A 14,835-nucleotide genomic window follows, 5' to 3' on the forward strand; every position below is an offset into this window, starting at 1 on the left:
CCCCCTATATGACATTAAAAAATAAACGCACACTGTTTCTTAACAAACTGACTTGTGAAGGGCTGCGCTGTAAGTAACCGCTCACATATTTGGCGACGCAAGATCAAGCCATGAACAGCCGGTAGGCGGGATTATCGCTTTCCCGCCAATAGCGGTAGCCAATCGCATCCAGATGCTCGGCGACGTGAGAGCGGTCACCATTAGGTACCTGCATACCCACCAGAACACGGCCATAAGCGGCCCCGTGGTTACGATAATGAAACAGCGAAATATTCCAGTCATGGGGCAGTTGGGTGAGAAAGTTCATCAGGGCCCCTTGACGCTCAGGAAATTCAAAGCGATACAGCTCTTCTTCAAAGTATTCGCTGGGGCGGCCGCCACTCAAATGACGGATGTGTAACTTGGCAAGCTCGTTGTCGGTCAAGTCCTCGACCTGATACCCCCCGTCCCGAAGCTTGTCGATGACCAGTTGGCGATCTTCGCCGCCGGGTTTAACCTGCACGCCGACAAAAATATGCGCTTCGCTGTTATCTGCGTAGCGGTAGCTGAACTCCGTGACCATGCGTTTGCCAAGCGTGCGGCAGAACTTTTTAAAGCTGCCTGGCTTTTCGGCAATCGTTACCGCCAGGATCGCCTCCCGCTGCTCGCCAAGCTCGGTCCGCTCGGCAATATGCTGTAGACGGTCAAAGTTGGTGTTGGCGCCGGAATTGATGCACAGCAGGGTTTCGCCTTCCGCGCCGGTTTGCTGAATATATTTTTTCAACCCGGCCAGCGACAGCGCGCCCGAGGTTTCCGCGACGGCGCGGGTATCTTCAAAGATATCTTTGACAGCGGCGCACATTTCATCGGCGGTAACGGTAATCACATCGTCGATAATGTCTTTCACCAGCGAAAAGGGCACTTCGCCAATCTGCGCCACGGCAACACCTTCAGCAAAAACACCCACCTGGTCCAGCACTACCCGTTCACCGGCCTCCAATGCCGCTTTCAGGCAGGCGCTGTCTTCGGACTCAACACCGATCACCTTGATATCCGGGCGCAGATATTTAACGTAGGCAGCGATCCCGGCAATCAGTCCACCGCCGCCAACCGGTACAAAAATAGCATCAAGACGCCCCGCCTGCTGGCGCAGGATTTCCACCGCGACAGTGCCCTGGCCGGCGACAATATCAATATCATCGAAGGGGGGAATATAGGTATAGCCGTGCTCCTTGATCAGCTCCTGGGCATGCTCAGCGGCGGCAGCAAAGGCATCCCCCTTGAGGACTACCTTGGCGCCCCGGGCGCGGACCGCCTGTACTTTAATCTCTGGGGTAATCCGTGGCATCACGATCACCGCTTTGACGCCCATCAATTTGGCGGCCATGGCAAGCCCCTGGGCATGGTTGCCCGCCGACGCGGCGATCACGCCTTTGGCTTTCTGTTCTTCGCTGAGCTGGGCCATCTTGTTGTAGGCCCCACGGATCTTGAACGAGAAAACCGGCTGCAGGTCTTCGCGCTTGATTAAAATCTGGTTATTGAAACGACGCGACAAAAAAGGAGCAGGTGAAATGGGCGTTTCACAAGCGGCTTCGTAAACGTGGGCCTGGAGGATCTTTTTGACGGTAGCTTCAAGCATGCGGAAAATTCCAAGAAAGAACATAACCCTGACGGGTGCGGGGAAAGCTCCTATTGGTAGCAGATTACGCCGTTCGACGTCCAGCAGCGTTTTGATCGGCAGGCCGCGTTTAGGCCGTTATAATGGTCACCGAGTCCAATCTTCCCTGCGAAAAGGCATACCATGAACCAAGACGAACTCAAGGCCGCCGTCGCCGATAAAGCGATCAGTGAAATTGAACCCTGGCTGGAAAAAGACACCGTGCTGGGAATCGGCACCGGCTCGACGGCCAACCTGTTTATCGACCGCTTAAAGCCGCTACGTGATCAGTTCAAGGGAGCGGTGGCAAGCTCTGAGGCCAGTGCCAAACGCTTGGAAGCATTGGGCATCGAGGTGTTCGAGTTGAATAGCGTTGGAACACTGCCCTTTTACATCGACGGCGCTGACGAAGTGAATGCTCACTTACAAATGATCAAAGGCGGCGGAGCGGCACTCACCCGGGAAAAAATCGTGGCTGCCTGCGCCGAGCGTTTCATTTGCATCGCCGACCAATCCAAATATGTCAGCCAGCTTGGGCACTTTCCACTGCCGGTGGAAGTCATTCCCATGGCACGCTCCTACGTTGCCCGCCAACTCGTCGCCCTGGGGGCTGAACCGGTGTATCGGCAAGGCGTGGTTACCGACAATGGCAACCAGATTATCGACTGCTATGAATTCATGATCGACGACCCGGTCGCCATGGAAGCCACGCTCAACGCCATTGTGGGCGTGGTCACCAATGGTCTATTTGCCGACCGAGGAGCCGACATCCTGCTATTAGGCAACCCGGAGGGCGTTGAGCGGATCACGCTACGCTAATAATTTTGTAGCTTGCTCATCCTTAGCCAGGCCAGTTTTTACGCTGGCCTTTGTTTTATCGAACAATAACACCCCCTCCACCTCTCTTCTCACCCTACTCGTCCCCAGGCCCATACCCTTACCCATGCTCAAAGTATGACGAAAAGCATGCCGTGTTAGTGAGCAAATCCATTAGTCCGACTATTGCTTCTAATTGTAATTAGAATTAAACATAAGGATACAAACTGTTGCAAAAAAAGCGCTGATTAACGTCTTGTGACGAAGACGTCATCAGCCAATAAAGGGGAAGGGAACATCATGTTGGATCACAACGATAAGCGTGTTCTTGTGACGGGTGGTGCAGGCTTTATAGGCTCCCATACGGTCGACCTACTTTTGGCAAGCGGTTACTCGGTGCGCGTGCTGGACAATTTTTCAAGTGGTCGCCAGGCCAACCTGCCTGAACACAAACATCTTGACGTTATGCAAGGTGATATCCGATCCCGCGAGGACGTCTCAGCCGCAATGCGGGGAATCACTCATTGCCTACACCTGGCCGCTCAGGTATCCGTTTCACGCTCAGTTGAAGATCCTTACGACTCTGCCACACATAATATCCTAGGGGCGCTTAACGTGATGCAATCGGCAGCCCAGGCAAAGGTCACGAAACTCGTTTACGCTTCTTCTGCCGCCGTTTACGGTGTGCCAACACAGCTGCCCCTGACCGAAGAGTCATGTCAGCAGCCGCTATCGCCTTATGGGCTGGAAAAATGGGTGGATGAACGCTATGCCGCCCTGCTGGCAAGCCTGCACAACTTACCCAGTTTAGGGCTGCGTTATTTCAATGTTTACGGCCCACGCCAAGATCCGCACTCGCCCTATGCGGGGGTTGTGGCGCGCTTTATCGACAGACTGCTTGCCCATCAAGCGCCTATCGTGTATGGCGATGGACACCAATCACGCGACTTTATCTATGTCGGCGATGTGGCCCGCGCCAACCTTACCGCGCTGTTCAGCGAACAGTGTGGTATTTGCAACGTGGCTACCGGTCAGCGGATTAATCTGCTTGAACTGATCGACCTTCTTAACCACTTCACCGGTTGTTCATTACCCGCCCAGCACCTACCCGCCAAGGCCGAAGATATTCAACATTCTTACGGGGACCCTCAGCGGCTGGCCGAATGGCTATCGTTGAGTCCGCAATGGACGCTAAGCGAAGGCCTGAGCGAACTCATTCAAGACTATCGCCACACCATCGCCAGGGAGTCAGCCTCCCCACTGAAGGTGAGCGCCTGATAAGCGCATTATGCGAATGGTCAATACCAATATAAAGGTGATGCTGTGGCGACTTCTCTCTTCCGTGGACTACTCTTAGCACTCAACATGCTAAGCAGTGCCCTGGTGTATGCGGCCACAACACCCGGCCAACCCAGCGTTGCGTTCTACTACGGCAATGACGCCCCCACCGAGCTTCTCTCGCAGTTCGACTGGATCGTGGTCGAGGCGGCCAATATTGACCATGACCAATCCCGTCAACTTAGACAGCACGGCGGGCAAGTCTTTGCCTACGTCAGTGTTGGTGAACTCGACGCATGGCGGGAAGCCAAGACACTTGTTGCCGAAGATGCGCTGGTCACCCGCAACGACGCCTGGAATAGCCAGGTCGCCGACCTGACCGCCCCCGAGTGGCAACGATGGTTGATTGAGGAACACATTCGACCATTGTGGAATGCGGGTTATCGTGGCCTGTTTCTCGACACTTTGGATAGTTATCGCCTATTTGCCCCTGAGGGAGACGCCGCTAAGCGCCAGCAAGACGCGCTGGTGGAGATCGTTACCCAGATCAAACGTCAGTTCCCCGATATGCAACTGGTGTTCAACCGGGGCTTTGAAATCCTTGACCGCGTTCACAGTGATGTTGCCGGGGTGGCCGCAGAGTCGCTCTATCGCGGCTGGAACCCCAGCACCAAGGTCTACGGGGCAGTGCCTGACGATGACCAGGCCTGGCTTTACGCACAGCTTGCCCGCGTTAGGGATGACTATCAGCTGCCCGCGATTGCGATCGACTATGTGCCCGCCAATAACCGCGCGTTAGCGCGAGACACCGCCAAGCGCATTCATGACGAAGGGTTTATTCCCTGGGTGAGTGTTCCACAACTCAATCAAATGGGTATCGGGCTGATCGAGGCCATGCCTCGGCGAGTGCTGATCCTGTTTGATAAAGCCAAGACGGAAGCTGGCGAGTTGGCCTACACCAACGCCCATCGTTACCTGGCAATGCCCCTTGAGTACCTTGGCTACGGCGCCGAGTATCGCGACGTCAATGAGCCGCTGCCCAGCGACACCCTGCACGGCCGCTATGCCGGCGTGGTCACATGGTTTAACGAGTCGTTAACGAATGCCCCACATTATGCCCCCTGGCTACAGCATCAAATGGAGAATGGCCTGCGTGCAGTCATCATCGGTGATCCAGGCATACCGCTCTCGGGCTCGTTGGGTACTTTAATGGGGCTGCGTGAAGTCAGCGGTCTTGTGGCTTCCTCGTTAACACCACTGGAACATGACAACCTGGTTGATTTCGAAGGGTTTCCACACCCGTCCCCCGCACCGCAGACCAGCTACCAGATACTCAACAGCGCCAACACATCACATCTGACGCTGAGCGATGACCAGCAGCGGCGCTTTTCACCGATCATCACCGGCCCTTGGGGTGGTCTTGCAAGCCACCCGTGGATTTTCGAGCAGGCCAGCGAAACGCAAATACGCTGGAATCTTGATCCCTTTGCCTTCTTAAAGCGCGCATTAGCACTCCCGGACATGCCGATCCCCGACGCCACCACCGAAAATGGCGCCCGCTACTGGATGACCCAGATTGACGGCGATGCTTTTGTTAGCCGCGCCGACATGCCGGGCACGCCCTTCACAGGCGAACTGATGCTGTCGGACATTTTAAGGCGCTATCAGGTGCCTACCACGGTGTCGATTATTGAAGGCGAGATAGGTCCTGAGGGCCTTTATCCCCAGCACCGCGCTACGTTAGAACCGCTAGCCCGGCGTATTTTCAGTCTCCCTTGGGTGGAAGTCGCAACGCACACCTTTAGCCACCCTTTCGAGTGGGAAAGCCTCAATGAAAACGACTTGGCGGGCCAGGGTGTAACTCTTGCCAATTTCAATTACAACCTTCCGATTCCCGGCTATCGCTTCTCGCTACGACGCGAAATCGAAGGCTCAACCGACTATATCAACCGTGAGCTGGCACCCGCCGATAAGCCGGTCAAGGTGGTGCTATGGACGGGTAACGCACTACCGCCGGAAAAAGCCTTGGCGATTGCCGACGAGTTGGGGCTACGCAATATTAACGGCGGCAACACCAGCGTTACCCAAAGCAACCCGACCATGACCAATGTGTCGCCCATGCTGCGCCCGCTGGGCCGCTACCTTCAGGTTTATGCCCCGCAGATTAATGAAAATATATATACCAACAACATGCTTGGCCCACTTTGGGGCTATCGGCGAGCGATTGAGACCTACCAGCTCACCGACCAGCCGCGCCGTTTAAAGCCTATCGATATTTACTATCACTTTTACTCTGCTGCGAGTCCCGGGGCACTGCGTGCGCTCCATCAGGTATATGAGTACGTACTCACACAAGAGACGTTGCCGCTTTTTACCAGCGCGTGGAGTGATGTCGCCACCCAGTGGTACCACACCGGTATCGCCAAGCAGTTAGACAGTGGCTGGCAGATCAAAGGGGCTAACCACATGCGTACCCTACGTTTACCCGCGGACATGGGCTGGCCTGATCTCGAGCGCTCTAGAGGCGTTGCGGGCGTGCGCGACATCAATTCGGGTCGCTATATCGCGCTCTCAGGTGACCGTAACGCCACCCTTTACGTGACGACTAGTCAACCGCAAGTACCTCACTTGCGCTATGCCAACGGGCGCATCACCGAGTGGCAGACAGGGTCGTCCGGGCAGCTAAGCTTAGGCCTTGCCGCCGAACAGGTACCATTAAAGGTAGCGCTAGCCAACACCCATAACTGTCAAGTCTCTGCCCCTGGGGCGCGTATTGAACAACGTGATAACGCCACTCTACTAGCCTTTGACCGCGCTGATGCTGAGCGTATCGAGGTGCGCTGTGCAACGCGTTAATCCCAAAGCCGGTACTGTGTTGCGTCAAAGGCGCCTGATCCGACCGTTGACCCTGCGCCTGGTGGCATTGGTCATCGCCTTGATGTTGGTATTGCTGTTTCCTGCCCACCATCTGCTGACCCTCGAAAGCAGCGACAGCATGCCGAGCCGTATTTCACTGCTGTACTCCCAGGCACTGTTAAACGCCAACCCGGATAACGTCGAGCTACGCGTCAATCTTGCAAGCAAACTGCTCCAGGTGGGCGACGCGCCGTTGGCTCGCACTATCCTGATGCCTCTGCATGACAATGAAGACAAGACGATTCAATGGCTGCGCCTGTCCATCGAGTGGCAATTGCTCGCGGCGATCAAAGTGGAGCAACCAGACCGTCAGCAAGCCGTGCAGCAGTTTCAAGCCATCCTGCAGGCTTTCCAGACCAACGCCCATCTGCCTGCGGCGTATTTAGAACGCATGGCGGACTACTGGCTGGCCACGGAGACCCCTTCACAGGCCGCTACACTTTATGAGCGTCTTGCTGAGCAGCAGGTCGACAGCCAATATCATTGGTTATCACTGGCCGGCTACTGGTGGCTTCGCGCCGGTCACCCGGAGCGCTCGGCCGCCGCCTGGCATCGCGCTTACCGAGTCGCGGAAATGCCCAGGGTGACACTGGGCTGGCTTTCCTGGCTGATTGCCTCAGCGCACGCCCAACAAGGCGATGATAGCGCCGAATCGCCGCGCCGATCTGCAGCTCTGGAAGCGCTACGCTCCGCCCAACAGAGCCAGCAGGACGATGGTGTCGAATACGCCCGCGAATACCTGGCCGCGTTTCCCAATGACCGCGAGCTGCTCGACCTGGGTATTCGCCTCGCACTGGCCCACGGCCAGCCTCAGCAGGCGCTTGGCTGGTCACAGCGACTCATCGACCAGCAACCGGACATCGCGAACCTAGAACGCCACGTCAACATCGCCCTGGGCCTTAACGAATTAGCCAGCGCGCTGGGGGCGCTCGACCAGCTACGCCGCCAAGACCCAGACAACACCGCTTACCTGGAGCAACTGACCCAAACTCAGCAGTGGTCCGGCGATGCCGCGGGCGCACTGCAAAACGCTGATCAACTCGCCCGTCAAACCGGCGAGGAAAGCCATAATCGCTGGGTCATTTCGCTGGCACTGAGTGTCCGCGACCGACCTTCTGTCATACGCGCCTTGAACCGCCTTGATGGCCAAGGCCAACTGACGCTGGAAGACCGTCGTTTATGGGCCGATTTGCTTGAACAATTGGGCGAGCCCGACGCCGCGATTGAGCAGATCCAAGCCTGGCAGGCATCCGGCATTCACGACCAAGCGCTAGGTATTCGCCTGGCCACCTGGCTTGGGCAAACCGGACGCCTGGATGAAGCGGCTGACAGTTGGGCGGCACTCAATGTCCGCTACGGGTCACAGCCTGAGTTCATCCAGGCCCAAAACCAGTTGATGAGCCAAAACTGGCAGTTGGATCGTGCCTTGCAACTATTAGGCTCGCCCACGGATGGCATCAGCATGGGCGCCAGCAATGACAAGCAACGCGCCGAGCTAGCCTGGCAGCTAGGCGATAGCCAGGCCAGCATGACGGCCTATCGCAGGTTATTTGAACAGGATAACCTGGACGCAGAAGGCGCCTCCCGGCTCATACAAACCGCTGCTGATAATGACAACCTCGACCTTGCCATGCGGGTGACCGAGTACCGCTGGGCCCAGGCACGTGACGGCGATGCCCTGATTCAAATGCTCTATCTGGCCCAACGAGAACGCCAGACAGCATTGACCCAGTCGCTATTGGCGATGGCAGAACAAACCCCTGAAAGATTCGCTAATTCGTCGGATTATTGGGCTGCGTCGGCACAGCAAGCGCTGCTCCGGCGAGAACCTGACGAAGCGATCAACGCTTACCAACGCGCCCTGGAGCACTCACCCCAGGACCCTGGTCTTCGCGCAGGCATGCTATACGCGTTGATCGCCTCAGGGGATGATGAAGCAATACGCGAGCGCATCACAGAGTGGCAGGAGCAGGCCGTTCAGACGCCTTCCATGATGAGCGCCATGGCCGACGCGGAACGTTTTTCAGGCAACCTCGATCAAGCACTTGTCTGGTACGCCTTGGCAAGCGACGCAGGTGTATTGGATGCCTGGCAGCAGCTTTACTACGCCGATGCCCTCAGTCAGCGCGGTGAAGTAGCGCTGGCATTTAACATGCGCTTGGCCGCCTTCGACGAGCTGTCGCCAACCTTTACCTCACCGCTAGCGTCTCCTCTGAGCGAGGCGCAGCGCCGCGACCATACTCAGGCAATGGCAATAGTGGCCAACCGACATGGCCCTGAGAGCGTGCGCAGCTGGTACCACCAGCTCGTGACAGACGCCTTTGCCGATACGCCCCCCCAACCCAGCGACAGCGAGTGGCTGTTCGATGCACACATGGCTATGCGACAGCCCGTTCACGCCCGCTATTTGCTGCTCCGCGCCCAGTCACAGGGGTATGTCAGTCCCGCCTGGCAAACGTTGGCTGTGGCCTTAGAAAAAAACGATCGCGATACACTAGAAGGGTTATTGGATAGCGATGCGGGTCGCGCGCTTTCCGCCACCGATCGCTTAGCCATTATGCGCCAGCTTGACCGTCGACAAGACGCCTGGGCGCTCGCCGAACGGCTTACCGCGAAGGGCGTGGACCGACGGCGTGATGTCGTCGAGCTAGCCGCCGACATGCCTCACCGGCTGGCCACTTCGGCTAAATATCGGCGCTTGGGCGACCTGGATATCGCCTCACAGGACGTGTCATATCAGCTAAGTGGAGAGCGTTTCTGGGGCCAGCTTGATCTGGTTCGTCGTCAGCTAGATAACCACGACGACGCTGTCGATAGCCAAGACCTCCGCGATGAACAAGCCGTCGAATTAACCGTGGGCCGGAACGGTACGCGCCTTGATACCGAGTTATCGCTGGGCCAGCTAAACACTGACCGTAATAACCGGCTTTACGGTGGCGTGTCTCAACGCTGGCAGGCCACCTCACGCCTGGCAGGCACGCTGTATGGCGAAATAAGCCATGTGTCCGATATTAGCGACTCGATGCGACTGCTAGCCGTCGAAGACCAGATTGGCATTCGCATGGAATGGACCCCTACCGCCCGAGACACTCTGACCCTGGACACTCGTCACGTGAATCTGCGCAGCCGCGAAACACGGCAGACATTGGGCGATGGCTATCGGGTAGATGCCGAGCTACGCCATGCGCTGCTGAAAGGGGCTACCCGCCAGTTGGATCTCAGTTTGTTGGCCAATCATGCCGACTATTCCATCGGCCAGTTGCCTGACGATATCCGCCAGCGACTACCAGCCAATTTTCAAGCTGATGACTTGCTCACCGAACAATCGAGTTTTGTAGGGGTCGGCGTCGCGCTGCGACGCGGGGAACCCGCCAGCACTTCCCCTTTGCTGGCCTCACCGAGTTTCGAGGTAGCGTTGGAAGCGGGCTACCAGCTACCCGAAAAAGATATCGGCCTTAACGCCCGTTTTGCCTTGGGTAGCCGACTTTTCGGTAATGACGCACTCAGCCTGAGCCTGGAGGCTGACCAGGGAACGGGGAATGATGGCGACACTAACCTGGGCGTTTCACTCACTTATCAATACTTCCTGGGGCACTGAACATGCCACGGGCGACCCAACGGCAACGCCGTTACCCCACCACTGCTTGAGGCGCCGAGCTAGCGCCCTGGAGATACAGCGATGCGTATTCATCATTTGAGGCCGTTGGCACAGCTGGCACTTCTTGTTGGCGTGATATTACTCAGTGGCTGCGCGGTCACGGATGTTCACCGCTCAGAACCGCTAAGCCGCCAGGCGCAATGGGCATTACTGCCAATTGCCAACCATTCGGAAACACCGCTGGCAGGGCAGAAGGCGGAAGCCAGCCTTACGACGCTTTTGCATCAGCAAGGCATCAGTTCCCTGACCCAGGCGCCTCGCCCGCCCCAGCAAAATTTATTGGCGCTGCCCAGTGAGCAGGACTATCAAGCGGCTCTCAGTTGGGCGCAGCAGCAAGGGGCGCGCTATGGGGTGACGGGGTCGGTGGATGAGTGGCATTACAAAACCGGTCTGGATGGCGAACCCGCTATTGGCATCAGTTTGCGCGTAGTGGATGTCAACACAGGGGATATTTTATGGAGCGCCAGCGGCGCACGGTCTGGCTGGGGCTTCAGCACCACCAGCGGCGTGGCACAGAAACTGATGGCGGATCTCGTCGACACCTTGCCCGTACAGCAGTGAGGCCACAATGATCCTATCGACCGATGAACGTCAGCCTGCACTGCCCTCCCGCGGGTTAAGGCTTCTAGAAACCGCCGTCATCACTCTCGGGTTTCCGGTTATCGGCTGGCTCATCAACCCAGATGACCCCTTGCTACTGGGCAGTGGCTTAACCTGGCTATTGGCTATCGCCCCCTTGCTGGTGGGCATGCGCTATGGCTTTGCTCTGGGTTTCAGTAGTGGCTTGGTCAGCGTCGTATTGATGGGGCTTGAGGGATGGTGGTACCACGGTGACCTGCTAAACGACTCGTCACAACGCCTGCCAGTGGCCATCGCGCTGATATTGGTAGGCATGGTGGCAGGTGAAATGGCCGATAACTGGCGGCGGCGTTTACATCAGATGACGGTTGTCCACCGTGCTCAGTCGACGCGGTTAGAGGAGTTTATCCGCCACTATCAGCTATTGCGCGTTTCCCATGATCAACTGGCCGAGCGCTTGGCGGCCAACCCGTTCACGCTGCGTGATGCCCTGAAAGCCCTTGAAGCCAAGTACCAAGCACTTGCGCCTGGCGTCGATGTTCTCAGGCAACACGGCAACGAACTGCTGAACTTCCTGGCCCTGCATGCCAGGGTCCAAAAGGCAGCGTTGATACCCGTCGATCGCCAACAGCGATTACAGCCACAGTCTGTCACATGGTATGGCGGCGATATTGCGCTTCCGTGGAACGACCCGATGCTCTTGGCCTGCCTTGAACAACGCCGCATGATCTGCCTTAAAAGCGCAATGGATCAAGGAATTAACATTGATAACGCGCCACTGCTTGCCGTCGTGCCTCTCATTGATGTCGAGCAACGCATCTACGCTGTTGTAGCTATTACCGCTATGCCTTTCATCGATTTTCATCGTGGCCACTTACACCTGCTGGCCGTGCTGGGGGCTCAGTTGGGTGATCTGTTGCAACAGACCCAACACACACTGCAGGGAGAAAGCACTGACCATCGCGCCATCGTCGCCCAGTGGGTTCGACACGCCCGCGATCATCAACTGACCTCGCTGCTCATCACCATTGATTTCTCAACCCAGCTCAGCGACATCCAGATAACCTCCGCCAAGGATAGCATCGTCAGTGCGCAACGCGGCCTCGACCGTAGCTGGGTCACTCCAAAAGACGACGGTTCGCAGCGACTCTATGTACTGCTGCCGTTAACAAAACAAACGGCCTTTGCGATGTATGCCGAGCGGTTAAAAGAAACCATGGCCGCGCAGCCGGGTATCGGCGAGGCCTGCCAATACATTGATGTCAGCTACCAGGTCATTGACGGTCGGCGTTCGGCCAGGAAGCTGCTCTCGACCAATACTCGCCCCGAGGCAAGCCATGCTCACGCCTAGTCCTGCAAGACGTTTATCAATCGGCATGCTCTGGCTGGCCGCGGGCTTTGGTGCTGAAGCCTGGGGTGCTCACATGTGGTTCGCGACGGCAAGTGTGCCTTCTTTACCCATCATGTTGCTACATGGCGCTGGCGCGCTACTGATGGCGGAAGGTATTCGACAACTATTGCCTTCAGGCTACCAGCAGCCCTTGATGGGTAATCTTCTACTGCTGTTTTTATTACTCTTCCTGTTGCCGGGTATCGGCTTACTGGGTTTATTGATGGCCGTGGTTCCCGCACTTTATGGGGCTACCCCAAAACGTGACGTGTCTTGGCAGGCACTGAATTTACCGCCTCTCCCTTACCAGCCGCTCTCCCCGCCCAGCCCTGAGACCACTGCCATGCGGGAAGGCTTAGCCAGTATATTGAGCTATTCCGATAGCCCAGTGCTGCGCCAGGAAGCCATTCTGGCCTGCCGACATCTACCACGGCGCCAGGCGATCAATCTGCTTCGTCTAGGCCTGGCTGACCCGACCGATGACGTAAGGCTGCTGGCCTATTCCATGCTCAGTGGCATTGAGCGCGATGTCGACGAACGTATCCAACGACTCGTTCAGCACCGCGAGCGCGATGGTGACCCGCATGGGCATTTCGCCGAAGCATTGGCGACCCTCCACTGGGAATATGATTACCTTACCCTCGCCCAAGGCAGCACGACGCGATTCTATTTATCCCAAGCTCTTGACTACATCAATCAGGCCATCGGCCAAGCCAATCACGCTCATCGACAGCTCTTACGCGGCCGTATATACCTGGCCTTGAAGGATCAGCAAAGCGCCGAACAGGCCTTTCGCCAATGTGAAATGCTCGACATGCACGACGATGACCTCGCGCCTTATCGCGCCGAACAGGCCTTTCAAACCCGCAACTACCATATGCTACGCGATCATTTGTCACGACTGAGCCCTACGGCCCAGCAGCACCCTGTGTTGCACCCTCTAATGGAGTACTGGCGATGAACTGGCCGACACTGAGTCAACATGACGACCCGGCGGATGTTACTTTGCTGCTGGAAGGTACCTATCCCATGGTACGGGGAGGGGTAAGTGCCTGGGTAGACCAGTTGATTCGTGGTCTGCCACACCTTCGTTTCGCGCTGGTTTTCCTGGGCGGGAGCCGCGACCATTACCACGGCATTTTGTTTGAACGTCCCGCCAATGTGGTGCATCTAGAATGCCATTACTTAATGGAAGACTTGTCCCCGCGTCGCACCATCAAAGCTAGCAGAGGTCGAGCCAGCACCTTTGTCAAGGTCCGTGAACTTCACGACACGTTGCGTCAACCAATGGCGAGTGACCAACAGCGGGCACTATGCGACGTTGCCCGGATGATTGGCCAGCGGGGTGGCTTAAGTCAGGAGGATTTTCTTCACAGCCAGGAAGCATGGCAATACATTGTCGATCACTACCTCGAGCATGTGACAGAGCCCTCATTTATCGATTACTTTTGGTCAGTGCGCAATATTCACGCGCCGCTCTTCATGTTGGCGCGCATTGCCAACGCCTTACCAAAAAGCCACTGTCTACACGCCATCTCTACCGGCTATGCAGGATTCTTAGGCGCGCTGGCACACCATATCCATCAGCGGCCATTGGTGATCACCGAGCACGGTATCTATACCAAAGAGCGTCAAATAGACCTGCTCGAAGCCAAGTGGATTAAAACATCCCGGGATGCGCTGTCCCACGGGTTTCAGATCGATACCGGCTATATTCGCCAGATGTGGATCCGTTTCTTCCAGGGGCTTGGCCGAATGACCTACGCCAGTGCCGCGCAAATCACCACGCTCCATGAAGGCAACCGCTTGCGTCAACTGCAGGATGGGGCGACTGAGGCACGTACCCGGCTGATCCCCAATGGCATTAACATTGAGCGCTTTGCCCCGTTGCGCGATGCCACCGCGTGCAACCAAGCGCCCATTGTCGCTTTGCTGGGTCGCGTCACGCCGATCAAGGATATCAAGACGTTTATCCGCGCTATGCGCCAGTTGATCAGTCAATTGCCTGACGCCGAAGGCTGGATTGTCGGGCCGGACAGCGAGGATCCGACTTATGCCCAAGAATGCCGCGACCTGGTGGCACAGCTGGGCGTGGAAAAGAACGTGCGGTTTCTGGGTTTCCAACGCACCGAAGACATACTTGCCCAAGTGCGCCTGGTAGTGTTGACCTCAATTAGCGAAGCACAGCCATTGGTGGTGCTCGAAGCCATGGCTGCGGGCGTACCCGTGGTGTGCAGCGATGTCGGTGCCTGCCGCGAACTGGTCATGGGCCATCAGGATATTCACCAAGCGGCAGGAGAAATCGTACCGATCGCCAACCCCATGGCGACGGCCAGTGCCATGCATTATCTGCTTGCTAATCCGGCGGTATGGCACAGTGCACGCGCCACAGGTATTGCCCGCGTTGAGGCCCAGTACACCGATATTTTAATGATGGAGCGTTACCAGCAGCTGTATAAAGATGTCATGCAACCCTCTTTAGCCGCCAGCGATTCATCGGCACCCGCGGGCAGCCCACTATCAACATTAACTGCACGTTAACCCCTTGGCGCTGGGAGATCA

General features: G+C 56.8%; 9 protein-coding genes. 8 read left to right on the forward strand and 1 reads right to left on the reverse strand.

Annotated features, from left to right (window positions below; all coding sequences use genetic code 11):
* Positions 1 to 103: 103 nt before the first annotated feature.
* The gene (gene ilvA, locus R3F64_RS03700) at positions 104 to 1,618 is read right to left on the reverse strand and encodes a threonine ammonia-lyase, biosynthetic (protein WP_332609848.1); all 1,515 of its coding nucleotides are present in this window, start codon (positions 1,616 to 1,618) and stop codon (positions 104 to 106) included.
* A gap of 162 nt (positions 1,619 to 1,780) precedes the next feature.
* Here ilvA and rpiA point away from each other — a divergent pair, with 162 nt between their 5' ends.
* The 8 genes from rpiA to pelF all read left to right on the forward strand — a co-directional run bounded on the left by rpiA (position 1,781) and on the right by pelF (position 14,814).
* On the forward strand, positions 1,781 to 2,455 hold the full coding sequence (rpiA, locus tag R3F64_RS03705; protein WP_085919141.1) for a ribose-5-phosphate isomerase RpiA: 675 nt from the start codon (positions 1,781 to 1,783) through the stop codon (positions 2,453 to 2,455).
* A gap of 297 nt (positions 2,456 to 2,752) precedes the next feature.
* Positions 2,753 to 3,730 (forward strand): NAD-dependent epimerase/dehydratase family protein, encoded by a 978-nt coding sequence (locus tag R3F64_RS03710; RefSeq protein WP_085919142.1) that lies wholly within the window; start codon positions 2,753 to 2,755, stop codon positions 3,728 to 3,730.
* 45 nt (positions 3,731 to 3,775) lie between these two features.
* Complete coding sequence (locus R3F64_RS03715; protein ID WP_254902925.1) at positions 3,776 to 6,586, forward strand: bifunctional glycoside hydrolase 114/ polysaccharide deacetylase family protein; 2,811 nt, start codon at positions 3,776 to 3,778, stop codon at positions 6,584 to 6,586.
* Positions 6,573 to 10,244: a tetratricopeptide repeat protein gene (locus R3F64_RS03720; RefSeq protein ID WP_199284394.1), complete on the forward strand. Its 3,672-nt coding sequence runs from the start codon at positions 6,573 to 6,575 to the stop codon at positions 10,242 to 10,244. Before R3F64_RS03715 ends, R3F64_RS03720 begins: the two co-directional genes overlap by 14 nt.
* A gap of 81 nt (positions 10,245 to 10,325) precedes the next feature.
* Entirely contained in the window at positions 10,326 to 10,865 is a 540-nt protein-coding gene (locus tag R3F64_RS03725) for a hypothetical protein (RefSeq protein WP_085919145.1), read from the forward strand.
* A 7-nt stretch (positions 10,866 to 10,872) separates the two neighbouring features.
* The gene (locus R3F64_RS03730; RefSeq protein ID WP_199284393.1) at positions 10,873 to 12,234 is read left to right on the forward strand and encodes a PelD GGDEF domain-containing protein; all 1,362 of its coding nucleotides are present in this window, start codon (positions 10,873 to 10,875) and stop codon (positions 12,232 to 12,234) included.
* The gene (locus R3F64_RS03735; protein ID WP_139839370.1) at positions 12,221 to 13,234 is read left to right on the forward strand and encodes a HEAT repeat domain-containing protein; all 1,014 of its coding nucleotides are present in this window, start codon (positions 12,221 to 12,223) and stop codon (positions 13,232 to 13,234) included. The genes R3F64_RS03730 and R3F64_RS03735 overlap by 14 nt, the downstream gene beginning before the upstream one ends.
* Entirely contained in the window at positions 13,231 to 14,814 is a 1,584-nt protein-coding gene (gene pelF, locus R3F64_RS03740; protein ID WP_085919148.1) for a GT4 family glycosyltransferase PelF, read from the forward strand. Before R3F64_RS03735 ends, pelF begins: the two co-directional genes overlap by 4 nt.
* Positions 14,815 to 14,835: the final 21 nt, after the last annotated feature.

The organism is Halomonas sp. 5021 (genome assembly GCF_036663435.1).
GTDB classification, from domain to species: Bacteria; Pseudomonadota; Gammaproteobacteria; order Pseudomonadales; family Halomonadaceae; genus Vreelandella; species Vreelandella janggokensis.